Source organism: Blastococcus sp. SYSU DS0828, from assembly GCF_054050975.1.
This window is the reverse complement of the sequence record NZ_JBJHAK010000019.1, coordinates 21,754-43,603: the sequence shown is the minus strand read 5'-3', so window position 1 is coordinate 43,603 and position 21,850 is coordinate 21,754. Positions and strand designations below refer to the sequence as shown.

Annotated in this window: 23 protein-coding genes; 11 read left to right on the top strand and 12 right to left on the bottom strand. The window is 75.0% G+C overall.

Annotated elements, in window-relative coordinates; all coding sequences use genetic code 11:
* Window positions 1-122 precede the first annotated feature (122 nt).
* The 5 genes from ACI79Q_RS14975 to ACI79Q_RS14955 form a co-directional block, all read right to left on the bottom strand.
* Complete coding sequence (locus ACI79Q_RS14975; RefSeq protein ID WP_456599392.1) at window positions 123-1,022, bottom strand: alpha/beta hydrolase fold domain-containing protein; 900 nt, start codon at window positions 1,020-1,022, stop codon at window positions 123-125.
* A 49-nt stretch (window positions 1,023-1,071) separates the two neighbouring features.
* Window positions 1,072-1,734, bottom strand: coding sequence for an N-acetyltransferase (locus ACI79Q_RS14970; RefSeq protein WP_456614931.1), 663 nt, complete (start codon window positions 1,732-1,734; stop codon window positions 1,072-1,074).
* A gap of 121 nt (window positions 1,735-1,855) precedes the next feature.
* The gene (locus tag ACI79Q_RS14965) at window positions 1,856-2,476 is read right to left on the bottom strand and encodes a hypothetical protein (protein ID WP_456614930.1); all 621 of its coding nucleotides are present in this window, start codon (window positions 2,474-2,476) and stop codon (window positions 1,856-1,858) included.
* Window positions 2,477-2,592: 116 nt separating this feature from the next.
* Window positions 2,593-3,375, bottom strand: coding sequence for a DUF2382 domain-containing protein (locus ACI79Q_RS14960; RefSeq protein WP_456599394.1), 783 nt, complete (start codon window positions 3,373-3,375; stop codon window positions 2,593-2,595).
* A gap of 137 nt (window positions 3,376-3,512) precedes the next feature.
* Window positions 3,513-4,307, bottom strand: coding sequence for a TetR/AcrR family transcriptional regulator (locus ACI79Q_RS14955; protein WP_456614929.1), 795 nt, complete (start codon window positions 4,305-4,307; stop codon window positions 3,513-3,515).
* A gap of 147 nt (window positions 4,308-4,454) precedes the next feature.
* Here ACI79Q_RS14955 and ACI79Q_RS14950 point away from each other — a divergent pair, with 147 nt between their 5' ends.
* The 3 genes from ACI79Q_RS14950 to ACI79Q_RS14940 are packed head-to-tail and all read left to right on the top strand — an operon-like array spanning window position 4,455 to window position 10,019.
* On the top strand, window positions 4,455-7,058 hold the full coding sequence (locus tag ACI79Q_RS14950) for a molybdopterin oxidoreductase family protein (protein ID WP_456614928.1): 2,604 nt from the start codon (window positions 4,455-4,457) through the stop codon (window positions 7,056-7,058).
* A 1-nt stretch (window position 7,059) separates the two neighbouring features.
* The gene (gene nirB / locus ACI79Q_RS14945) at window positions 7,060-9,588 is read left to right on the top strand and encodes a nitrite reductase large subunit NirB (RefSeq protein ID WP_456614927.1); all 2,529 of its coding nucleotides are present in this window, start codon (window positions 7,060-7,062) and stop codon (window positions 9,586-9,588) included.
* A complete protein-coding gene (locus ACI79Q_RS14940) occupies window positions 9,585-10,019 on the top strand; it encodes a Rieske (2Fe-2S) protein (RefSeq protein ID WP_456591052.1) in 435 nt (144 codons plus the stop codon). Before nirB ends, ACI79Q_RS14940 begins: the two co-directional genes overlap by 4 nt.
* On the opposite strand, the gene ACI79Q_RS14935 is transcribed toward ACI79Q_RS14940, so the two are convergent.
* Window positions 10,009-10,602, bottom strand: a complete 594-nt coding sequence (locus tag ACI79Q_RS14935) for a helix-turn-helix domain-containing protein (RefSeq protein ID WP_456599399.1) — start codon at window positions 10,600-10,602, stop codon at window positions 10,009-10,011. The genes ACI79Q_RS14940 and ACI79Q_RS14935 overlap by 11 nt on opposite strands.
* A 68-nt stretch (window positions 10,603-10,670) precedes the next feature.
* Here ACI79Q_RS14935 and ACI79Q_RS14930 point away from each other — a divergent pair, with 68 nt between their 5' ends.
* The gene (locus ACI79Q_RS14930) at window positions 10,671-11,618 is read left to right on the top strand and encodes an NAD(P)/FAD-dependent oxidoreductase (RefSeq protein WP_456614926.1); all 948 of its coding nucleotides are present in this window, start codon (window positions 10,671-10,673) and stop codon (window positions 11,616-11,618) included.
* Window positions 11,615-12,241, top strand: a complete 627-nt coding sequence (locus tag ACI79Q_RS14925) for a class I SAM-dependent methyltransferase (protein WP_456614925.1) — start codon at window positions 11,615-11,617, stop codon at window positions 12,239-12,241. Before ACI79Q_RS14930 ends, ACI79Q_RS14925 begins: the two co-directional genes overlap by 4 nt.
* Here ACI79Q_RS14925 and ACI79Q_RS14920 read toward each other — a convergent pair.
* The 3 genes from ACI79Q_RS14920 to ACI79Q_RS14910 form a co-directional block, all read right to left on the bottom strand.
* The gene (locus ACI79Q_RS14920; RefSeq protein WP_456614924.1) at window positions 12,238-12,411 is read right to left on the bottom strand and encodes a hypothetical protein; all 174 of its coding nucleotides are present in this window, start codon (window positions 12,409-12,411) and stop codon (window positions 12,238-12,240) included. The two genes, ACI79Q_RS14925 and ACI79Q_RS14920, sit on opposite strands and share 4 nt — an antisense overlap.
* Before the next feature lie 96 nt (window positions 12,412-12,507).
* The gene (locus ACI79Q_RS14915; protein WP_456614923.1) at window positions 12,508-13,299 is read right to left on the bottom strand and encodes a hypothetical protein; all 792 of its coding nucleotides are present in this window, start codon (window positions 13,297-13,299) and stop codon (window positions 12,508-12,510) included.
* A 127-nt stretch (window positions 13,300-13,426) separates the two neighbouring features.
* Complete coding sequence (locus ACI79Q_RS14910; protein WP_456614922.1) at window positions 13,427-14,863, bottom strand: MFS transporter; 1,437 nt, start codon at window positions 14,861-14,863, stop codon at window positions 13,427-13,429.
* 186 nt (window positions 14,864-15,049) lie between these two features.
* Here ACI79Q_RS14910 and ACI79Q_RS14905 point away from each other — a divergent pair, with 186 nt between their 5' ends.
* Window positions 15,050-15,625 (top strand): GNAT family N-acetyltransferase, encoded by a 576-nt coding sequence (locus tag ACI79Q_RS14905; RefSeq protein ID WP_456614921.1) that lies wholly within the window; start codon window positions 15,050-15,052, stop codon window positions 15,623-15,625.
* Between the two features lie 15 nt (window positions 15,626-15,640).
* On the opposite strand, the gene ACI79Q_RS14900 is transcribed toward ACI79Q_RS14905, so the two are convergent.
* The 3 genes from ACI79Q_RS14900 to ACI79Q_RS14890 form a co-directional block, all read right to left on the bottom strand.
* A complete protein-coding gene (locus ACI79Q_RS14900) occupies window positions 15,641-16,759 on the bottom strand; it encodes a uroporphyrinogen-III synthase (RefSeq protein ID WP_456591044.1) in 1,119 nt (372 codons plus the stop codon).
* Window positions 16,760-16,853: 94 nt separating this feature from the next.
* Window positions 16,854-17,417, bottom strand: coding sequence for a uridine kinase family protein (locus ACI79Q_RS14895; RefSeq protein ID WP_456597932.1), 564 nt, complete (start codon window positions 17,415-17,417; stop codon window positions 16,854-16,856).
* The gene (locus ACI79Q_RS14890) at window positions 17,396-18,445 is read right to left on the bottom strand and encodes an MBL fold metallo-hydrolase (RefSeq protein ID WP_456591042.1); all 1,050 of its coding nucleotides are present in this window, start codon (window positions 18,443-18,445) and stop codon (window positions 17,396-17,398) included. The genes ACI79Q_RS14895 and ACI79Q_RS14890 overlap by 22 nt, the downstream gene beginning before the upstream one ends.
* 52 nt (window positions 18,446-18,497) lie before the next feature.
* Here ACI79Q_RS14890 and ACI79Q_RS14885 point away from each other — a divergent pair, with 52 nt between their 5' ends.
* The 5 genes from ACI79Q_RS14885 (at window position 18,498) to ACI79Q_RS14865 (ending at window position 21,719) form a co-directional block, all read left to right on the top strand.
* A complete protein-coding gene (locus ACI79Q_RS14885; RefSeq protein ID WP_456591041.1) occupies window positions 18,498-18,989 on the top strand; it encodes a PH domain-containing protein in 492 nt (163 codons plus the stop codon).
* Window positions 18,990-19,402: 413 nt separating this feature from the next.
* Entirely contained in the window at window positions 19,403-19,978 is a 576-nt protein-coding gene (gene infC, locus ACI79Q_RS14880) for a translation initiation factor IF-3 (RefSeq protein WP_456562349.1), read from the top strand.
* An 88-nt stretch (window positions 19,979-20,066) separates the two neighbouring features.
* Window positions 20,067-20,261 (top strand): 50S ribosomal protein L35, encoded by a 195-nt coding sequence (gene rpmI, locus ACI79Q_RS14875; protein WP_456591040.1) that lies wholly within the window; start codon window positions 20,067-20,069, stop codon window positions 20,259-20,261.
* 41 nt (window positions 20,262-20,302) lie between these two features.
* Complete coding sequence (gene rplT / locus ACI79Q_RS14870; RefSeq protein WP_135097047.1) at window positions 20,303-20,692, top strand: 50S ribosomal protein L20; 390 nt, start codon at window positions 20,303-20,305, stop codon at window positions 20,690-20,692.
* 214 nt (window positions 20,693-20,906) lie between these two features.
* Window positions 20,907-21,719 (top strand): TrmH family RNA methyltransferase, encoded by an 813-nt coding sequence (locus ACI79Q_RS14865; protein ID WP_456591039.1) that lies wholly within the window; start codon window positions 20,907-20,909, stop codon window positions 21,717-21,719.
* The last annotated feature ends 131 nt before the right edge of the window (window positions 21,720-21,850 follow it).

Below are 21,850 nucleotides of genomic sequence, written 5' to 3'. Positions count from 1 at the left end.
TCCTGGGGTTCGGCGCCGGTCCGGTGCCGGTCGCTCACCCCCTGTACGAGCGGGGACCGGCCGGATCGACACCTTCGCGCGGAAATCTCCGCACGGCCAGGACCGGCGCCGCGCCCGCCGCGTCAGCCGGCGAGGACGGCGGCCATCACCCGCCGGGCCCGTCGGCCCTCAGGCACCGGCAGCAGCGGGTGCACGTGCACCAGGCCCTCCTCCTCGTGGTGGTCGACCGGCACTCCGGCCGCGCGGGCGCGGTCGACCAGCAGCCGGGTGTCCGGGCTGGTGATGTCGCGGGTACCGCTGAAGACGGTCAGCGGACCGAGCCCGGCCAGCTCCCCGAACAGCGGGCTGACCAGCGGATCGGTGAGCGGGAGGTCGCCGCGCCAGAGCTCGATCGCCGCTCGGGTGCCGGGGCGGGCCAGCCAGGGGTCCTGCGGCTCGACGAGGTCGATCTCGGGGTTGGCCAGGGTCAGGTCCAGCGCGGGGGAGACGAGCACGGTCCGGTGCAGCGGTGGCACGCCCCGGTCGCGCAGGAGCTGGGCGGCGGACAGCGCGATCTGACCGCCGGCCGAATCGCCCACCGCGGTGACCTGCCCGGCGCCGTACCGGTCGACCAGCGCGCCGACGAGGTCGGCCACCTGGGGCACCACCGTCGCCGCCGTCCCCACCGGCGCCAGCGGGTAGACGGGCACGGTGATCGCGGCGCCGCTGCGGGCGGCGAGCCGGGCGACCAGGCGCCAGTGCAACGGGTGGATCTGGTTCACCCAGGCACCGCCGTGCACGTAGACGGCGGCACGGTCCGGCATCCGGGTGCGGGGGAGGACGCGGTAGACCGGCCAGCCGGTCGCGTGGCCGACGTCCACCGCGATCTCGACCGGGCCGAGCCCCCGTGGCGGTCCGTACGGCGCCGGGCGCAGCATGCGCTCCTGGACGCCGCGCAGCATGAGCTCCGGGCGCTCGAACTCCCGCCGGAAGCGGAGCAGGCGGAGCAGCGGGGGGAGCAGGCGGCTGGCAGGGCTGGGCACGGGGCCTCCGGGGTCGGCAGGTCGGGGGCGTCCGGGCTCCGGACGGCGGTCAGCTCAGCGAGAGCGGCTCGCGGACGAGGACCCACAACGGCAGCTCGTCGTCGGTGGTGCGGGTGGTCTCGGTGACCTGGAAGCCGAACCCGCGGAAGAACCGCACGTTCGCCCACCCGAACACCGCGGCCGCGGCGGGCGTCCGCTCGGCGTCGCAGCGCACCAGCACCGGCGCCAGCACGGCAGCGGCCAGGCCGCGCCGGCGGGCGGAGGGCCGGACACCGAGGTGCCGCAGCCGCCAGTGCGGCCGGTCGGGCAGCGCGGCGGTCACCAGGGCCTCGGTCTCGGCGACCACCCGGGCGCGGTCCCCGGAGAGGTAGGGGAGCTCACGCGCCAGGGCGGCGCGCACGTCGTCCGGCAGGGGCCGGGTGCCGGGCGCGCCGGCCGGCGGCTCCCAGACGGCGACGGCGTCGCGGTCCTCGGTGACCCAGGCGGTGCCGGTGGCGACGCCGCGGTGGGCGGCGTCGAGCTCGTGCAGCCGGGTGAGCCGCTGCATGCGGCCGTCGTCGGGCAGGGCCCAGCGGGTCCAGCGGGAGTCGGCCAGGGCGACGGTGAGGGTGGCGGCGATCGCCGGGACGTCGCGCTGCTCGGCCACCCGGACGTCGGGCCCCGGTTCGTCGGGGTCGTCGATCCGCCGGACGATCGGGCCAGAGGGGGTCACCCCGGAATCCCACCACGTGCCCGGCACGCGCACGGGGCCGCCCCGGCGGGACGGCCCCCGCTCGTGGCCCCCTGCAGGGTCCCGCCGCGAGCCTGCGAGTGGCGGGGGGCAGGGGGTCCTCTCAGAAGCCGGCGCGGTCGACCTTGCGGTGGTAGCGCTCGCCGAGCTTGCCGCCGAGGACGGCACCGACGAGGGTCAGCACCAGGACCGCGACCAGGGCGATGATGCCGCCGGTCGTGGCGGTGCCCTCGTCGATGGGGATGCGCGGCAGGTTGAGCTGCTGGAGCACGTTGTACTCGGAGCCGAAGAGCAATCCGGCCACGGCCAGCGCGAGGACGACGAGCAGGCCGATGACCCACACGGCGATGCCCTGGCGGGCCCCGTCGAAGCGCGCCATCCGGCCGGCGACGTACCCGCCGGCCAGGTAGGCGAGGAAGAGGACGACCAGCAGGACGATGCCGCCGACGATGCCGATCGTGTCCGCCTGCTCGGTGGCCTCCTCGACCGACGGGACGCCCTGGGTGAGGCCGACGGCGACACCTGCGGCGCTGATCAGGGCGACCAGCAGGACGGCCAGCCCGTTGGCGGAGAGCCAGCCGAAGAACGCTGCGCCCCACTTGATGCCGCCGTAGCGGGAGTGCTGCGCGTCCACGGCGTCACGGCCGGCGCCCCGGGTGGGGTGCGCTCCGTCGGTGCGGATGCCGGCGTCGTCGCCGTGCGGGGAAGAAGCTGGGGTGGACATGCGGGGAACTCCTCGAGGAGGGGGGGCGGCGGGCGGGGGCGCCGGCCGGTGGTGCGGGGTCCGGCGGCGTCGGCGGGCACGGGGCCGCGCCGACGCCGCCGGACTGCGGGCCGGGGTCAGCGGCGGGGGCCGTCGGTGTCCTCGACGTCCAGCTCCACCTGCTCCTTGCGGACCTCTCCGGTGACCGTCTCCTGCTCGGTGACGGTCTGGGTGTCCAGGCGCACGCGCTCGACCGGCACGGCCTCCTTCGCCACGACCGGGCGCTCGGCGTGCAGCACGACCTCGTGCTCCTCCTCGGAGATGGTCGGGCCGTCGAGGGCGTCGCCGACGTTGGCGTCGGTGATGGGCTCGCGCTCGACGCGGATCTCCTCGCGCGACACCGGCACGGTCTGCGAGACGTTCTCCGAGACGACGTACTTGCGCAGCCGGGCGGAACCGGCCTCCACCCGCTGGGTCCCGACGTGCAGCCGCTCCTCCGAGCGGGTCATCGCGTCGTCGGTCGTGGGCCCGGAGGTGTCGTGACCGACGGCCCCGCGGGCGGTGTCGGTGTCGGTGCCGGTGGTGTCGGCGCGGGTGGTGTCGGTCCCGGCGGTGGCCAGGCCGTAGTACCGGTACAGCTCGGTCTCCTCCGCGGGGGACAGGTGCCCGTCGGCGTCGACGTTCGGGGCGTTCTTCACCTTGTCCTTGGCGTAGGGCACGCGCAGCTCCGTGCCGGAGATGTCGGCGTCGGCCAAGGGCACGAAGGTCTCCTTGGTGCCGAACATCCCGGTGCGGACGGTGGCCCACTCCGGGCGGCCGGTCTCGTCGTCGAGGTAGACCTCGCCGACGGTGCCCAGCTCGCCGTCGGGGCCGACGGCGGTGCTGCCGATGACGTCGCTGAGCTGGTGCTCGGTGATCATGCGCGGAACTCCTGGCGGGACGAGGGGGAGGGATGCCCCGGCCCGCCGCATCTCGCGCAGACGGGGACAGCCCCTCCGGTGCCCGTGCATTTACGACGTAAACGCATCTCGCGGCGCGGCGCGCGGTGCCCCCGGGATCAGGTGCGCGGGTCCCCGCGGCGAGGGGCGCGCCCCTCGGTCAGCACGGTCTCCAGGCGACCGAGCAGGTTCTCCAGCGCCTCCTCGAACTCGGCAGCCGACTCGTCGAGCGACAGCAGGGGCTCGAGGCGGACGACGGTCGGGTAGGCGTCCAGGTCCGTGCCGGCCGCGGCGTCGGGCACCTCCTCGGGCTGGTCCTCCGGGCTGATCTTCACCCCCTGCTGGGACACCTCCAGGAGGAGGTGTCCCAGCAGGAAACTGGAGTACGCCCGGTACGCCGCGACCGCGGCGGCCTCGGTGAAGCCGCTGTCGATCAGGGCGTCGAGGAAGGACTCGACCCAGCGGAGGCTGCGCAGCGGCGGCCGGACCCACGGGGCGGCGGGGGGACGCGTGGCGACCAGGGGGAAGACCTCCGGGTGGGCCAGGGCGATCCGCCGGACCCCGTGCGCCAGCCGCTGCAGGTAGTCCTGCCAGCCGTGGGAGGCGCTCAGGTGCACGTCCGGGTCGCCGTAGAGCTCGTCCACGACCGACTCCACGACCCCGTCGAGCAGCTGCTCGCGGCCGGGCACGTAGCGGTACAGCGCCATGGCTTCCACGCCGAGGTGGGCCCCGAGCCGGCGCATGGTCAGCGCGGCGAGGCCGTTGGCGTCGATGAACTCGATGGCCGCGCCGAGGATGCGGCGCCGGTCGAGCCCGGCGCGGCCGGCGCCGGGTGGAGCGGCCGGCACCGCCGCGGCTGCTCCACCACGGCCTTCGGGGCTGTCGGGGTCGGCGGCCGGGTCCGGCTCGGTCATCGGTCTCTCCCTCGGTCGGTGAGATCTGCCGGTGATCATGCTGGGTGGCGGCCGCACAGCGCCGGGCACCCTGGTGTGAGGCCGACGGAACCCAGCGTTGACGCCGAGGTCCACGAAGGGAAACGCCCGCCCCCGAGGCTGGCTCCCGTGCCCGCCTCCGTGTCTCCCGCCGCCGCGATCGAGGGCATGCGCACCTCCCGTACGACGAACACGCACTGCCCCTACTGCTCCCTGCAGTGCGGCATGGCCGTCACCGCCGGCGACCGCCCGGCCACGCTCGTCCCGCTGGACTTCCCGACGAACCGCGGTGGTCTCTGCTCCAAGGGCTGGTCGTCGACCGAGCTGCTCGACCACCCCGAGCGGCTCACCCGCCCGCTGGTCCGCGCGGTGCCCGGCGACCGCACCAGCCCGCTGGTGGAGTCGAGCTGGGACGAGGCGCTGGACCGGGTGGTCGCCGCGATCGAGCGCACCCAGGGCGAGCACGGGCGCGACGCCGTCGGCTGCTTCGGCGGGGGATCACTGACCAACGAGCAGGCCTACCAGTTCGGCAAGTTCGCCCGGATCGCGCTGCGCACCAGTGCGATCGACTACAACGGCCGGTTCTGCATGTCCTCGGCGGCGGGCGCGGCCAACCGCGCGTTCGGCATCGACCGCGGGCTGCCCTTCCCGCTGTCGGACATCGCCGAGGCCGACGTCGTCGTCCTCGTGGGCAGCAACCCGGCCGACACCATGCCGCCGGCCATGCAGTGGTTCGACGCCGGCCGCGAGCGGGGCGCGCAGCACGTCGTCGTCGACCCCCGGCGGACGGCCACCGCCCGGAACGCCGCCCTGCACCTGCAGCCCCTGCCCGGCACCGACCTGGCGCTGGCCAACGGGCTGCTGCACATCGCGCTCGCCGAGGGGCTGGTCGATGAGGAGTACGTCGCCGCCCGCACCACCGGGTTCGAGGACGTGCGGGCCGGCGTCGGCGCGTACTGGCCCGACCGGGTGGAGCGGCTCACCGGCGTGCCCGTTCCCGACCAGCGGCGCACCGTCTTCGCCCTGGCCCGGGCGGAGAAGGCGATGATCCTCACCGCGCGCGGCGCCGAGCAGCACCGCAACGGCACCGACACCGCCCAGGCGTGGATCAACCTCGCCCTCGCCCTGGGCCTGCCGGGCCGGCCGGGCAGCGGCTGGGGCACCATCACCGGCCAGGGCAACGGGCAGGGCGGCCGCGAGCACGGGCAGAAGGCCGACCAGCTGCCCGGCTACCGCTCGCTCGCCGACCCCGCCGCCCGCGCGCACGTCGCCGCCGTCTGGGGCGTCGACCCCGACGACCTCCCGCAGCCGGGGAGGTCGGCGTTCGAGCTGCTCGACGCGCTCGGCAGCGACGGCGGCGTGCGCACCCTGCTGGTGCTGGCCAGCAACGTCGCGGTCAGCGCGCCCGACGCGCGCCGGGTCATCAGCCGGCTCGGCGACCTGGACTTCCTCGCCGTCAGCGACTTCTTCCTCTCCGAGACCGCGGAGCTGGCCGACGTCGTCCTGCCCAGCGCCATGTGGGCGGAGGAGGCCGGGACGATGACGAACGTCGAGGGCCGGGTCATCCGGCGCCGCCGGGCACTCGACCCGCCCGACGGCGTCCGCGACGACCTCCAGCTGCTCGCCGAGCTGGCCGGCCGCCTCGGGGTCGGCGAGAAGTTCAGCGGCGACCCGGAGACGGTGTTCGAGGAGCTGCGCCGCGCGAGCGCCGGGGGAGCGGCCGACTACGCGGGCATCAGCTACCGGCGCATCGACGAGGAGCGCGGCGTCTTCTGGCCCTGCCCCGCCCCGGAGCACCCCGGCACGCCACGGTTGTTCACCGAGCGGTTCGCCACCCCCGACGGCCGGGCCCGGTTCCTCCGGGTCGAGCACGCCGACGCCCACGAACTCCCCGACGCCGACCACCCCTACGTGCTCACCACCGGCCGGGTCCTGGCCCAGTACCAGTCGGGCACCCAGACCCGCCGCACGCGCAGCCTCCAGCTGGTCGCGCCGAGCCCGCGGGCGGAGCTGCACCCCGACCTCGCCCGCCGGCTCGGCATCGCGCAGGACGACGTCGTGGAGCTCACCACCCGCCGCGGCCGCGCACGGTTCCACGCCCAGGTCACCGACACGATCCGGCCGGACGTCGTCTTCGTGCCGTTCCACTGGGCCGGCGCGAACGCCCTCACCGACGCCGATGCGCTCGACCCGACGTCGAAGATGCCGCCCTTCAAGGTCTGCGCCGTCGCCGTCGCCCGCGTCGCCGGTCCCGAGGAGCAGATCCCGCCCCCGCCCGCGGCCACCCAGCCCCGACCGGCCGGCCACCGGCCCGCCCCCGCGCCCGTTCCGCACCCGCCGTCCCGCTCGACGACGTCCCGCTCCGCGACGATCAGGAGAACCCCCGTGAAGAGCACCCCCCGCTTCCTGCAAGGCGTCTTCCCGATCACCGGCGAGGGGCTGGCCAAGCCCGGCCCCGTCGACCCGGCGCTGCGCTACACCGTGCCCCCCGGATGCAGCGCCCAGGCCCTGTACTTCCGCGGCGGGAACGCGACCACCGAGCTGGTCTACGTGCTGCTGGTGCGCGACGGCGAGCCGATGCGCTGGTTCCCGATCGGGGCGAAGGCCGACACCCACGTGCCGCTGCGCGTCGTCGAGGACCTGGTGGGCGGCTCCGTCGTCGAGCTGCACGCGGCGGCCCCCGAGGGCGTCACGGGCGAGATCGTGGTCGACCTGGGACTGGTGGAGGTCTGAGATGACGACGATCCTGGGCGCGCGCCTCACCGCCGCCACGACGCTGCACCTGGACGACGACCCCGATCCCCGCGGCCGGCTGGTCGTGGTGGGCAACGGCATGGCCGGTGCCCGCTTCGTCGAGGAGGTGCTCGAGCGCGGCGGCGGCGAGCAGTTCCGCATCACCGTCTTCGGCGACGAGCCGCACGGCAACTACAACCGGATCATGCTCTCGCCGGTGCTGGCCGGGGAGTCGCACGAGGACGACATCGTCCTCAACTCCCACGACTGGTACGCCGACAACGGCGTCGACCTGCGCGCCGGCGTCCGGGTCGAGCGGATCGACACCGCGGCCAAGCAGGTGCACGCCGCCGACGGCAGCGTCACGCCCTACGACCACCTGGTCCTGGCCACCGGCAGCTACTCCTTCATCCCTCCGATGGCCGGCGTGCGGACCGACGACGGCGCCCTGCTGCCCGGCGTGTACGGCTTCCGCACCATCGACGAGACCCGGGCCATGCTCGAGGCCACCGGCCGCTGCCGGCGAGCCGTGGTCATGGGCGGCGGGCTGCTGGGCCTGGAGGCGGCGCGGGCGCTGCAGGGCCACGGCCTGCAGGTCGAGCTCGTGCACGCCATGCCGTGGCTGATGAACGCCCAGCTCGACGCCGAGGCCGGCGCGATCCTCAAGAAGAGCGTCGAGTCCCTCGGCATCACCGTGCACCTCGACGTCCTGGCCACCGAGGTGCTCGGGAACGGGCACGTGGAGGGGGTGCTGCTGAAGGACGGCCGGCGGCTGGACTGCGACCTGCTCGTGGTCGCGGCGGGCGTGCGGCCGCACGCAGACATCGCGCTGCGCTCCGGGCTGGAGGTGGAGCGCGGCATCGTCGTCGACGACCAGCTGCGCACCGACGACCCCGATGTCTACGCCATCGGCGAGTGCGCCCAGCACCGCGGTGAGGTCTACGGTCTCGTCGCGCCGGCCTGGGAGCACGCGAAGGTGCTGGCCGACGTGCTCACCGGCACGGACCCCGGCGCCGAGTACCACGGCAGCCGGACCGCCACGAAGCTCAAGGTCGCCGGCGTCGACGTCGCCGTGATGGGGATCAGCACCCCCGAGCGGGACGACGACGAGTTCCTGGTCATCTCCGAGCCCAAGCGCGGCGTGCACCTGTCGGTGGTGATCCGCGACGACAAGCTGGTCGGCGCGACGCTGCTGGGTGACACCCGCAAGGTCGCCTTCCTCACCCAGGCGTTCGACCGGGGTGCCCCGCTGCCGGAGGAGCGGATCCGGTTGCTGGTCGACCTCTCCGACGGGGCGGAGGAGGTGGGCGTCGCCGACATGCCGCACGACAGCCAGGTGTGCAACTGCAACGGCGTCACCAAGGGCGACATCTGCGGTGCGGTCAGCGGTGGCTGCGGCAGCGTCGGCGAGGTCATGGACCGCACCCGCGCCGGCAAGGGCTGCGGCTCGTGCAAGTCGCTGGTGAAGCAGATCGTCGAGTGGGCCGCCGACGGCGACCTCGCCGAGGACCCCGCGGCGTCCTGGTACGTGCCGGGCGTCCCCATGCCCAAGCCCGAGCTGATACGGGCCATCCGGGAGCACGACCTGCGGAGCGTGTCCGCGGTCTTCGCGACGCTCGCGCCCGGCGGGAAGGAGGACGCGAAGTCGAAGATGGGGCTCACCTCGCTGCTGAAGATGATCTGGGGCCACGACTTCGTCCCCGAGAAGGACGGCGAGTTCATCAACGACCGGGTGCACGCCAACATCCAGCGCGACGGCACCTTCTCGGTCGTCCCGCAGATGAAGGGCGGGGTCACCACACCTGCGCAGCTGCGCAAGATCGCCGACGTCGCCGAGAAGTACGAGGTGCCCATGGTCAAGGTGACCGGCGGCCAGCGGATCGACCTGCTCGGTGTCCGCAAGGAGGACCTGCCGGCGATGTGGGCCGACCTGGGCATGCCCAGCGGCTACGCGTACGGCAAGAGCTTCCGCACGGTCAAGACGTGCGTGGGCAGCGACTTCTGCCGCTTCGGGCTCGGCGACTCGACGCAACTGGGGATCGACCTGGAGACGCGATTCCAGGGCATCGAGAGCCCGGCGAAGATGAAGCTCGCCGTCGTCGGGTGCCCGCGGAACTGCGCCGAGGCCTACGTGAAGGACGTCGGGGTCGTGGCCATCGGCAACGGGAAGTGGGAGGTCTACGTCGGCGGCGCCGCCGGGGCCACCATCCGCAAGGGCGACCTGCTGGCCACGGTCGGCTCCCCGGAGGAGGTCATCACCCTGGCCGGGCGCTTCATGCAGTACTACCGGGAGAACGCCAACTGGCTCGAGCGGACCTACGACTTCGTGCCGAGGATCGGGCTGGAGAAGATCAAGGCCGTGCTGCTCGAGGACAGCGAGGGAATCGTCGCCGACCTCGACGCGAACATGCAGAAGTCGGTCGACGCCTACACCGATCCCTGGGGGCAGGACGGCAGGGAACCGGCCACGCCCGGGCAGTTCCGCCCGTCGCTCCCGCTGATCCCGCTGCCGAAGGTGCCGGTCCGATGAGCCTGAGCAGCCCCGCCGCCGCCCGGCTCGACCACACGCGCGAGCCGGCCCGCCCGACCACGCCCGGCACGGAAACCGGCAGCCCTGCCACGGGCGTCAGCACGCCCGGGCCGGCCGCGCCGATCCAGGGTCGCGAGCACGTGGTGGGCCGGGTGGCCGACATCCCGTTCGGCGAAGGCCGGGCGTTCGTCGCCGGCGGTGTGCAGGTGGCGGTCTTCCGGCTGCGCGACGGCTCGCTGCACGCCACCCAGGCGGCCTGCCCGCACGCCGGCGGACCGCTCGCCGACGGGCAGACCGACGTCGACGTGCTGGTCTGCCCGCTGCACCTGTTCGCCTACCGCTGGGACGACGGCGCCTCGACGTCGGGAGCCGCACCGATCCGCGTCCACCCCGTGCGCGAGCAGGACGGCAACGTGGTCGTCACCGTGTGAGCTCAGCGGACGCCGCAGGGCGGGCGCGGACGTGCATGCGTTCGCCCTGGGGGCCGAAGAGGGTGAGCGCCTCGGCCGGCTCGGGGAACGGGTTGGAGAAGGCGTGCGGTACGCGGGTGTCGAACTCGACGACCTCCCCGGGCTCCAGCACGAAGTCGCGGGGGCCGAGCCGCAGCCTGATGCGTCCGGAGAGCACGTAGAGCCACTCGTAGCCGTCGTGCACCTTCTGCTCGGTGTTGTCGGCGTGCCAGCGCGGCGGCATGACCTGCTTGTAGGCCTGCAGCCCACCGGTCTGCCGGGTCAACGGCACCATCGTCGCGCCCGCGTGCTGGATGGGGCGCCCGTGCACCCGCGGATCGGCCGGGGCCGGCACGTCCACCAGGGCGTCGAGGGCCACGCCGTACGCGCGCGCCAGGGGGAGCAGCAGCTCCAGGGTGGGCCGGCGGCCGCCCGACTCCAGCCGCGACAGCGTGCTCACCGAGATGCCGGTGTCCTCGGCGACCTCGGCCAGCGTCCGGCCGTGCTCGCTGCGCAGCGCGCGCAGCCGTGGGCCCACGTTCTGCAGCACGTCGTCGTCCGTCATGGCGTGCAGTTTGCCATCGCAGCAAGCTTCGTTGCCACAGGGACTCACTCCGGTCCAGAGTGGCGGGCATGGACGAGCGATACGACGTGGTGGTCATCGGAGGCGGCGCGGCAGGGCTGAGCGGAGCGCTCACCCTGGCCCGCGCCCGGCGCAGCGTGCTGGTCGTGGACGCGGGGGAGCCCCGTAACGCACCGGCCGGGCACGTGCACAACTACCTCGGCCGGGAGGGCACCCCGCCGGCCGAGCTGTACGCGGTCGGTCGCGGGGAGGTGGAGGGCTACGGCGGGGAGATCGTCTCCGGCCGCGTCGTCTCGGTCCGCCGCGAGGACGACCGGTTCGCCCTCGATCTGGAGGGCGGCGCGGGGGTGTGCGCCCGGCGGGTGCTGCTGGCCACCGGGCTGACCGACGACCTGCCGGGGATCCCCGGGGTGGCCGAGCGGTGGGGGAGCACGGTGCTGCACTGCCCCTACTGCCACGGCTGGGAGGTGCGCGACCGCGCGGTCGGCATCCTCAGCACCGGCCCCATGGGCGCCTACGCGGCGAACCTGTGGCGGCAGTGGACCGACGACGTCACCCTCTTCGTGCACACCGGCGCGGAGCCGACGGACCAAGAGCTCGAGCGGCTGGCGGCCCGCGGCGTCCGGATCGTGCGGGGCGAGGTCGCCGGTCTGGAGGGGGCAGCGGACGTGCGGCTCGCCTCCGAGGAGGTCGTCGAGCGCGACGCCGTCGTCGTCGCGCCGCGCTTCGTCGCCAACGCCGAGCTGGTCGCCGACCTGGGGGCCGTGCCGGTGCCGATGGAGATGCACGGAACGGTGCTGGGCACCCACCTGCCCGCCGACCCGACCGGGCGCACCGACGTGCCCGGCGTGTGGGTGGCGGGCAACGCCGGCGACCTGAGCGCGCAGGTGATCGTCGCGGCGGCGCAGGGGCTGCGGGCCGGCGCGATGATCAACGCGGACCTGATCGAGGAGGACACCGCGGCTGCGGTGGCCGCGAAGCGGAGCGTGGCCGCGTGAGCGCCGTCGACCGGGAGTCCTACGACGAGCTGTACCGCTCGGCGCCGGCGGTGTGGAGCGGTCGCCCCAACCGGCAGCTCGTGGTCGAGGCGGCCGGGCTGGCGCCCGGGACCGCGCTGGACGCCGGCAGCGGCGAGGGCGGCGACGCCCTCTGGCTCGCCGAACGGGGCTGGCGGGTGACGGCGGTCGACTTCTCGCCCGTCGCGCTGGAGCGCGGCGGGAAGGCTGCCCGCGCCCGCGGCCTGGACGGCCGGATCGAGTGGCTGCACGCCGACCTGGACGGGTGGGCACCGCCGGAGCGCCGGTTCGACCTGGTGACGGCGCACTACCTGCACGCGAGCTGGACCGACCGGGAGGGCGTTTTCCGACGGCTCGCGGCCGCCGTCGCGCCGGGCGGCACCCTCCTGGTCGTCGGCCACCTCCACGGTCAGGGGCGGGGTCACGGGCACACCCACACGCACGACCCCGGCGTGCTCTACACGGCCGAGGACGTCGCGGCGGCGCTCGACCCGGTGGAGTGGGCGGACGTCGTCACCGAGACCCGGGACCGGGACCCCGGGGCGGCGGAGCGGACCGGCAACCCCGTTCCGGACACGGTGCTCGTCGCGCGACGGCGAGGCTAGTGCGCTCCCGGTGCCCGTCCGCGGGATGCCGCTCCAGCCGCCGCCACCGCTGCCGGCTGCCGCCGCCGGCGCAGGTGGCCCCCCGCCCGGCGGTGACGCGCCTCCTCGGCCAGCTGGCGCGCGGCGATCAGCGCGGCGCTCTCCGGTCGCTGGTCGTGCTTCCCGGGCATCGCGGCCTCCCTTCCGTCCCTCTGCCCTGTAGACGCGTCAGGGGAGTGGAACGGACCACCGGATCCGGTAACGAATCGGCAACGATGCGCCGCGGGTCAGCTGCGGGGCAGGCCCAGCTCGGCGAGGGCGGCGGCCACGGCTTCCTCGCGCAGCACCTCCAGCACGAGCAGCCGGTGCACCAGCACACCCCGACGGGTCAGCCGCAGGTCGGCCATCCGCAGCCGGGGCAGCGCCGCACCGCCGGGACGCGGCCGGGCGGGCGGCGGGTCGAGGAGGCCGGCGCGCTGCAGGTCGGCCACGTCCTCCCGCGCGCCCCACGCCACCCACCCCCGGGGGTCGTCGTCCAGCGGCGTCATGGGCAGCGGCACCCGATCCCGCCGGCCGACGGCGGCGAGCAGCGCGAGCTGCCGCCAGCCCAGCGTCCCGATCAGCCGCAGCGCGCGGCCGACGAGCTCGGCGTCGATGTCGGGGGAGACGGCGACCTCGGCCAGGAGGTAGCCGAGGTGGCGCACCCGCCGCTCGTCGGTGGACGAGCGGGCGGCGAGCAGGACGGCCTCGGCCAGCTCGTCGGCGACCGGGCGGTTGCCCGGGCGGGCGGTGAAGAAGCCGTCGGTCCGCATCGCCCGGCCGGCGCGGTGGACGGTCACCGCGTGCTCCACCGCGAACGCCAGCGCAGCACCGGCCCGCACCCGTTCCCGCGCTCCGGAGACGCCGGCGGCGTCCTCCGCGGTCGTGCGCAGCACAGCGGCGAACCGGTCGTCCACCTGCACCCGCGCCGCCGCGGGCTCGAAGACGACCGTCGCCGCTGCCCCGCTCATCGACCCGGCGACGGGGCTCCCGGCCTCGATGAGGGTGCGCCCGGTGCTGGTCTCCTCGGCTGCGGTCACCCGGCGATCTTCGTCGCTGCGGCGGTGTCGCTGCACCCCGGGACGGGGCGGGCTCACCCGCTGGGGCCACGGCCCACCGCCGGGCCCGGCCCCGGAGGGCGGACCCGGCGGTGCGCCGGCCCGTTCGTCAGACGCCGGCGCGCTGCATCAGCGTGCCGCGCCGGAGGTAGACGAACCAGGTCACCGCGACGCACACGACGTAGAAGCCGCAGAAGCTCCGCAGAGCCGTCTCGACGCCGCCGGTGGCGCCGTAGGACTCCGAGACCACCCGGGGGATGAAGACGGCGCCCAGCGCGCCCACCGCGGAGATGATGCCGACCGCGGCGGCGGTGTCGCGCCGGGCGCGGTAGAGGACCTCCGCCGGGCTGTCGCCGGGGTACCCGGCGGCCGCCTCGGCCCGGTAGATGATCGGGATCATCCGGTAGGTCGAGCCGTTGGTCATGCCGACGACGGCGAAGAGCACGAGGAAGCTGGCGAGGAAGCCGCCGAAGCTCCCGGCGCGCAGGAACGCGATCGCCGCGCCGATGGCCACCGCCTGCCCGACGAAGGTGACGACGGTGATCCGCGCCCCGCCCACCCGGTCGGCGAGCCAGCCGCCGAACGGCCGCGACAGCGAGCCGACGAGCGGGCCGAGGAAGGCGTAGCGGTAGGTGTCGGCGGCGAACTCGTTGGCCAGCACCAGGGGGAAGGCGCCGGAGAAGCCGATGAACGAGCCGAACGCGCCGATGTACAGGAACGACATCACCCAGGTCTGCTTCCGGCGTGCGATCGCCGCCTGGTCGGCGACGTTCGCCTTCGCGCCGGACAGGTTGTTCATGCCGAACCACGCGCCGGCGACCGCCAGCAGGATGAACGGCACCCAGATCAGCGCGACGTTCTGCACGTACCGGGCCTCACCGCCGTCGGTCGTCCCGGTGCTGCCGCCCACGACGGCGAGCGCGCCGAGGGTGACCGCCAGCGGGCCCACGAGCTGGATGATCGCGACGCCGATGTTGCCGCCGGCGGCGTTGAGCCCGAGCGCGAAGCCCTTCTCCTTGTCCGGGTAGAAGAAGGAGATGTTCGCCATCGACGAGGCGAAGTTCCCCCCGCCGAAGCCGCAGGTGATGGCCGTGAGCACCCAGAACCAGTACGGCTGCCCGGTGGTCGCGGCGATCGTGAGGAGGGTGACCGGGACGAAGAGCAGGGCGGCGCTGACCACGGTCCAGTTCCGGCCGCCGACCAGCGCCGGCATGAAGGTGTAGGGCACCCGCATGATCGCGCCCACCAGGCCGGCGGTGGCGACCAGCCAGAACAGCTGGTCGCTGGTGAACCCGTAGCCGATCGAGGCCAGCACCGCGGTGGCGACGCTGAACATCTGCCAGACGCTGAACCCGATGTTCTCGGCGAGCACCGACCACGCCAGGTTGCGCCGGGCCACCGGGCGGCCCTGCGGCGAGGCCCAGAAGCGCGGGTCCTCCGGGTCGTAGTCGTCGATCCAGCGGGGGCCGCGCCGGGCCGCGGCGGGAGGGGCGGAGGCCGGTGCGGCCAGCTCGCCGGTGGGGCGGGCGGTGGGGGTGGTGGTCATGGGCGCATCCCTCGGTTCCCCGGCCGCCCGACGGGCGGCTCCTCGTGGCGTCCGACGCTAGGAACCGGCCGTTTCCGCGTGGCCGCGCTCGTGTGACCTCTCGGGAACGACCCCCTCACCGCGCCGATCGCGCGGTGTGAGCACGCGGCCGGCCGGGTGGTCGGTGGGCCGTGCCACCATCGCCGCATGGCGATCGAGGTGCGCCCGGCCGTCCGCTTCGCCGACGTGGCGACGATGGTCGGCCCGAAGCGGCCGGACGCGAACGTGTGCTGGTGCCTGAGCTACCGGCTCCCGACGTCGAAGGAGAACCGCGAGCTGGTCGGGCCCGCGCGCGGCGAGCGGGTGCGGCAGCTGGTGCGGGAGGACCCGCCACCGGGGGTGCTCGCCTACGACGACGGCGAGGTGGTGGGCTGGGCGGCGATCCACCCGCGCTCCGACACGAGCTTCGCCCGCAACCGCAGGATCCCGCGGATCGACGACCTCGACGTCTGGTCGCTGTGGTGCGTCCGGGTGCGCCCCGGCCACCGGGGGAGGGGGCTGGCCCACCACCTCGTCGCGGGCGCCGTGGAGTTCGCCCGCGCGCACGGGGCCCCTGCGGTCGAGGCGTACCCCGTGGACAACGACGGGCAGCGGGTCGACCTCACCATGGCCTACGTGGGCACGCGCGCGCTGTTCGAGCGCGCCGGGTTCGGAAAGGCCGCCGACACCGGCTCCGTCGTCAACGGCTTCCCGCGCGTGCTGATGCGCCTCGACCTGCGCTGAGGCTGCGCCGGCGTCTCACACCCGCAGGCGGTAGCCGCGCTTGACGACGGTCTCCACCAGCGGCGCGCCGAGCGCCGCGCGCAGCCGGGTCACCGCCATCTCGACCGCGTGCCCGTCCCCGCCGCCGGGGAGCGCGGCCACCAGGTCGGCCCGGGGGAGGACGTGGCCGGGCCGGCGGGTCAGCTCCCGGAGCACCGCCAGGGGTCCCGGCGGCAGCTCGACCAGCTGCCCGTCGACGACGGCGGCGTGCCCGCGGACCTGCAGGGTGTGCGGCCCGACCTGCAGCACCGGGTCCCGCTCGGGGAGCCGGGCCACCACCTCGCGGGCCAGCGCCCCCAGGCGCGCGCGGGCCGGCTGGAAGGACGGGATCCCGGCCGCGTCCAGCGGCGCGGCGGTGACGGGGCCGACGGCGACCGCCTGCACGCGGTCGTTGAAGGCCGCCACCAGCGCTTCCCGGTGGCCGGTCTCGTCGGCCACCTGCAGCAGGCTCGCCGCCGCCGGCGCGCTGGTGAACGTGACGGCGTCGACCGCACCGGCGGCGATGCCGGCGACCAGGCGGCGGACCGGGGTGACGTCCTCGGGCGGCACCCAGCGGTACACCGGGACGGTGAGCACGTCCGCGCCGCTCTCCCGCAGGCCGGCGACCAGATCGGGCAGCGGATCACCGTGCAGCTGGACGGCGATCCGCCGCCCGGCCAGCGGCCCCTCGGCCCCGGACAGCAGGTGTGCGAGCACCTCGGCGGACGACTCCGACTCCGGTGACCAGGCGTCGACCAGGCCGCCCCCGCGGATGGCTCCGCGCGCCTTGGGGCCGCGGGCCAGCACGCGCGAGCCCGACAGGTGCGCGACCAGGGGCAGGTCCCAGGCCTCGGCGGCCTCCAGCCAGCCGCGGAAGCCGACCCCGGTGGTCGCGATCACCAGGTCAACCGGGGCCGCCAGCACCCGGCGCGTCGCCGCGACCAGCTCCGTGTCGTCGGAGAGCGGGACGATGCGGATCGCCGGGGCGTAGACGACGCGGGCGCCGCGGCGGTCCAGCAGCGCCCCCAGCTCCTCCTTGCGGCGGGCGGCGGTCACCGCGACGGTGTAGCCGGCCAGCGGCAGCTCGGTCGGCTGTTCCCGGACGGTGTCGGTCACGTGTCCCCCTCGCGTGCGGTCGGTCTCCATGGTCGCCGTCCGGCGTTACCGATGTGTGTCGCGACCCGGCGCGCCCGGTCGGACGTGAGCCGGGTCACCGTCCGCCGTCGACCACCACGTCGGCCCGGGCGCGCGTGCCGTCGGCGGCGTAGTGAGCCGCCTCGGTCAGCTGCCAGCGCCGCCACTCGCCCGTGAGGTGGGCACCGTCGCGGGCCAGGCCCCGGGCCAGCCGGATCGATGGGTCGGCCTCCACCCAGATCCGCAGGCTCGCCCAGGGGTCGACCGGCCGTGCCCCGCTGCCGCAGCCCTCGACGACCAGCACCGCCGGCACGGGCACCGGCGTCGGTCCGGTGGCGAAGCGCCCGGCCGCCCAGTCGTAGCGGTGGTAGCTGCCCGGCCGCCCCTCGGCCAGCGGCCGCAGCACGCCGGCGGACAGCCGCGCCGGAGCGCCGGTGAGCGTCCACCCCGCGTACAGGTCGTCCATGTGGACGGTGACGACGACCCCGGGGAGGACGGCGGCCAGCCGAGCGGCGAGGGTGGTCTTGCCCGAGCCGGCCGGGCCGTCCACGCAGACCAGCCGCGTGGCGGCCAGCCGGGGGGCGGTACCGAGCACCCGGTCGGCCAGGGCGGCCGCGGTCAGCGCGGGCGCAGGGTCCACGTCGGCACCGCACCGCCGTCCCCGACGACCAGGCCCCGGCTGGCCAGCAGCCGCAGGTGGGCGTCGGTCTCGGTCACCGCGAAGATCCGCATCCGTCGCGCGTACTGGTCCCACGGCCGGGACCAGGTCAGGTGGGCGGCCAGGTCCCAGGGGGTGGCCCCGGGGTGCTCGGCGATCGCGGTGAGCAGCTCGGTCAGCCGCCGCTCGTGGTGGTCGGTGAGCGCGTCGGCGCGGTCGGCCAGGCCGCGGAACCGCCACTCGTGACCGGGCAGCACCTCGGACGGGTCGAGCTCCCGCACGGCGGCCAGCGAGCCGAGGTAGTCCCGCAGCGGGTCCGGGGAGCCGCCTCGGGTGCTGGAGATGTTCGGGCTGATGCGCGGCAGGACGTGGTCCCCGGAGAAGAACAGACCGGTGCGCTCCTCGGCGAAGCAGAGGTGGCCGGGGGTGTGACCCGGGGTGTGGACCGCACGCAGCGACCAGCCGGGGAAGGCGGCGCGGTCGCCGTCCTCCAGCAGCCGGTCGGGCACGGCCATGCGGGTGAAGCCGGAGAGGTTCTCCGCGCCTCCGACGTCCCCCACCGCCTCGTCCCGCGGAGCGCCCAGGCGCACGAGGAACTCGACCTCGTCGTCGACGGCCGCCTGCGCGTCGGTGGCGGTCAGCCGGCGGACCGCGTCGGCGTCGGCGGGGTGCATGGCGATCCAGGCGCCGCTGGCCTGCCGGACGCGGGCGGCGAGCCCCAGGTGGTCGAAGTGCAGGTGGGTGACGAGCACGCCCCGCACGTCCTCGATCGAGCCACCGAGGGAGGCGAGCCCCTCGGTCAGCGCCGACCAGCCGGCCTCGCTCTCCCACCCGGTGTCGACCAGGCCCAGCCCGCCCCCGTCGAGGGCGAGGACGTAGACGTTCACGTAGCGCAGCGGGTTGTGCGGGATCGGCACCGGGACCGACCACAGGTCCCCGCGCAGCCGCTCGACCGGGGGCATGGCGCGGTCGTCCCACGCCGCGCGCTGGGCGGTGCCGGTGATCTCCACGACGTCGCACTCTGCCAGCCGTCGCCGGCACCCGGGCTGACACCATGGGCTGGTGAGCGGTTCCCCGGATCCCCTGCCTGCTGTCTCGGTCGCCCCCCGCCGGCTGCGGCTCCTGCTGACCGCCGTCGCGGGGGTGGTCGTCCTGGTGGCCCTGCTGGTCGCGCTCGGCCTGCCCTCGACCCAGAACACGGTGGTGGACTACGGCCTGGACGACCAGGTGGCCATCGCCGGCCTGGGCCTCGTCCTCGGTGCGGGGATCGTGTTCCTGGGCCGGTCGCGGGTCGACGCCGATGCTGCGGGCGTGCGCGTCCGCAACGTCGTCGTCCACCACGAGCTGCCGTGGACGGCGGTGCGGGCGGTCCGGTTCGAGCGGAAGTCGGCGTGGGGAGCGCTCCTCCTGGAGAACGGGGACGAGGTCTCCCTGCTCGCGCTGCAGGCCGCCGACGGGGAGCGGGCAGTCCGCGCTGTCGAGGGGCTGCGCGCCCTGCACGCCGCGGCCCGGGCGCAGGACCCGGTCCGGCCACCCCTCCTCTACGACGACTGAAAGAGGGCCCCGTCCTCCTCACCCCTCGCTCCGCTCGGGGCGAGCCTCGGGACGGGGCCGTTCCAGCACGTCGCCGGCTGGTCCGGCACGTCGCCGCAGGGGGGAATGACCGGGGGGCTCGGGACGCTGTAGCATGGACGTGCCTCCCCGCTACATCGAGGCGCGCGAACCACCCGGCGGCCCTGCCCAGGGCCGCTGATCCAAGAGGAGCCCGCTCCCACCTGACGCCCTCCAGGCGCCCAGGTCCCGGATCGCGAGCACCGGCCACCGGTCGGTGATCGCGTGCGCACGACCTGCACGGGTCGTGGGCCACCGGCGAGTGGGCCCCGTGAGCAGACGCTCACGGGGCCTTCTGTCCGTCGGCGCCCGGATGGGCCAGCGACTCCTCCCACGCAGCAGCGTAAGGAGAGGCCATCACCGAGCCCCGCATCAACGACCGCATCCGTGTCCCCGAGGTCCGCCTGGTCGGCCCCGAGGGCGAGCAGGTCGGCATCGTGTCGATCGGCGAGGCGCTGCGCCTGGCACAGGACTCCGAGCTCGACCTGGTCGAGGTCGCACCCATGGCCCGGCCGCCCGTCGCCAAGCTCATGGACTACGGGAAGTTCAAGTACGAGTCCGCCCAGAAGGCCCGCGAGGCCCGGCGGAACCAGGCGCTCACCGTCATCAAGGAGATGCGGCTGCGCCTGAAGATCGACCCGCACGACTACGAGACCAAGAAGGGCCACGTCGAGCGCTTCCTCAAGGGCGGCGACAAGGTCAAGATCACCGTGATGTTCCGAGGCCGCGAGCAGTCGCGCCCGGAGATGGGCTACCGCCTGCTGCAGCGGCTGGCCGCCGACGTCAGCGAGCTGGGCGTCGTCGAGTCCAACCCGAAGCAGGACGGCCGGAACATGGTCATGGTGATCGCCCCGCACAAGGGCGCGCAGACGGCGCAGGAGAAGCGCCGCCCGAAGGGCGAGCAGGCCGAGGAGCAGGCGCCCAGCGCCTGACCGGCACCAGCACCACCGAAGACGGCCGGTGGCCGCGGCGGCTCCGTGCCGCCGCGCGCACCGACACCAGACGACAGGGACCGAGGACATGCCGAAGCAGAAGACCCACAAGGGCACCGCCAAGCGGGTGCGCATCACGGGCACCGGGAAGCTCATGCGCGAGCAGGCGAACAACCAGCACAAGTTCGAGCACAAGTCCGGGACCCGCAAGCGCCGGCTCGACCAGGACCAGGTCGTCTCCCCGGCCGACGCCAAGAACCTCAAGAAGCTCCTGGGCATCTGAGCGTCCCCTCCACCGACCTTTAGAGAGACAGGAGCACTTCCGTGGCACGCGTGAAGCGGGCGGTCAACGCCCAGAAGAAGCGCCGGACGACCCTCGAGGCGGCCAGCGGCTACCGGGGCCAGCGGTCGCGGCTGTACCGCAAGGCCAAGGAGCAGATCCTCCACTCGGCGACCTACAGCTACCGCGACCGCAAGGCGCGCAAGGGTGACTTCCGCAAGCTGTGGATCACCCGGATCAACGCGGCGGCCCGCCTCAACGACATGACCTACAACCGGTTCATGCAGGGGCTGAAGCTCGCCGGTATCGAGCTGGACCGCCGCGTCCTCGCCGAGCTGGCCGTGAACGAGCCCGCCGCCTTCGCCGCCCTGGTGGAGAGCTCGCGGGCCGCGCTCGCCGCGAACCCCGAGGCGACCGGCACCCAGGCCGCCTGAGAAAGGACCACCCTGCCCCCCACGCCTCGCACGCTCGGCGCGGGACCCTGCAGGATGGCCGTTCCAGCACCTCACCAACCGACGCCGTCGGTGACCGGCCCTCCGCGGCCGGCGCCGGCGGCGTCGTTGTCTGTCCCGGGCGAGATCTGCACACTCGCCCCCATCAGCGCCCCATGAGGGCCACTGTGCAGATCTCGCACGGGGAGGAGACCGCGTGACCGAGCTGCTCACCGAGCGCTCCGCGAGGATCGCCGCCGCGCGCAAGCTGACCCGTCGGGCCGGCCGGGACGCCGCCGGCCTCTTCCTCGCCGAGGGGCGGCAGGCGGTCGCCGAGGCGCTGGCCCATCCGGCCGGCGTGCGGGAGGTGTTCGCCACCGAGGCCGCGGCCGAGGGGCACGCCGAGCTGCTCGCCACCGCGCCGGTCCCGGTGCGGCTGGTCACCGAGAAGGCGGCCGCGGGGCTGTCGGAGACGGTGACGCCGCAGGGGCTGGTGGCGGTCTGCGCGCTGCGCGACGTCCCCGCCGCGGCCCTGACGACGGCGCCGCCGCGACTCGCGGTCGCGCTCGCCGAGCTGGCCGACCCCGGCAACGCCGGCACCGTGCTGCGGACGGCGGACGCCTGCGGGGCGGGCGCGGTGGTCTTCGGCGCGGGCTCGGCCGACCCCTACGGCGGCAAGGCGGTGCGGTCGAGCGCGGGCAGCCTGTTCCACGTCGACGTCGTCCGCGGCGCACCGCTGGGCGAGCTGCTGCCGGCGGTCCGCGGCGCCGGCGTGACCGTGCTGGCGGCCGACGGCGGGGGAGAGGCGGAGCTGCCGGAGCTCGTCGCCGACGGCCGGCTGGGCGGGCCGGTGCTCTGGCTGTTCGGCAACGAGGCCCGCGGCGTGCCCGCCGCGCTCGCGGAACTGGCCGACGCGCGGGTCCGCATCCCCATGCGGGGTCGCGCCGAGAGCCTGAACCTGGCCGCGGCCGCCGCGATCTGCCTCTACACCACGCAGCTCGCGCAGTCGGCCTCGACCGCGGGCGCGTAGGCGGACCTGCCGGCGGAGCCGGGCAACACCGGGTGGACGGAGCCTCGCGGTCGACCGGACGTGCTCGTCCCCCCCGCGGCGCGGGACGGAGGGATGATGGCTGCGGACAGGCTCTCCCCGGTACGTCGAGC

Coding starts and splice junctions, on each gene's coding strand:
- ACI79Q_RS14965 (WP_456614930.1), bottom strand. CDS start 2,476: ATGTCCACCCCAGCTTCTTCCCCGCACGGCGACGACGCCGGCATCCGC.
- ACI79Q_RS14935 (WP_456599399.1), bottom strand. CDS start 10,602: ATGACGGACGACGACGTGCTGCAGAACGTGGGCCCACGGCTGCGCGCG.
- rpmI (WP_456591040.1), top strand. CDS start 20,067: ATGCCGAAGCAGAAGACCCACAAGGGCACCGCCAAGCGGGTGCGCATC.
- ACI79Q_RS14930 (WP_456614926.1), top strand. CDS start 10,671: ATGGACGAGCGATACGACGTGGTGGTCATCGGAGGCGGCGCGGCAGGG.
- ACI79Q_RS14920 (WP_456614924.1), bottom strand. CDS start 12,411: ATGCCCGGGAAGCACGACCAGCGACCGGAGAGCGCCGCGCTGATCGCC.
- ACI79Q_RS14960 (WP_456599394.1), bottom strand. CDS start 3,375: ATGATCACCGAGCACCAGCTCAGCGACGTCATCGGCAGCACCGCCGTC.
- ACI79Q_RS14905 (WP_456614921.1), top strand. CDS start 15,050: ATGGCGATCGAGGTGCGCCCGGCCGTCCGCTTCGCCGACGTGGCGACG.
- ACI79Q_RS14940 (WP_456591052.1), top strand. CDS start 9,585: ATGAGCCTGAGCAGCCCCGCCGCCGCCCGGCTCGACCACACGCGCGAG.
- ACI79Q_RS14955 (WP_456614929.1), bottom strand. CDS start 4,307: ATGACCGAGCCGGACCCGGCCGCCGACCCCGACAGCCCCGAAGGCCGT.
- ACI79Q_RS14910 (WP_456614922.1), bottom strand. CDS start 14,863: ATGACCACCACCCCCACCGCCCGCCCCACCGGCGAGCTGGCCGCACCG.
- nirB (WP_456614927.1), top strand. CDS start 7,060: ATGACGACGATCCTGGGCGCGCGCCTCACCGCCGCCACGACGCTGCAC.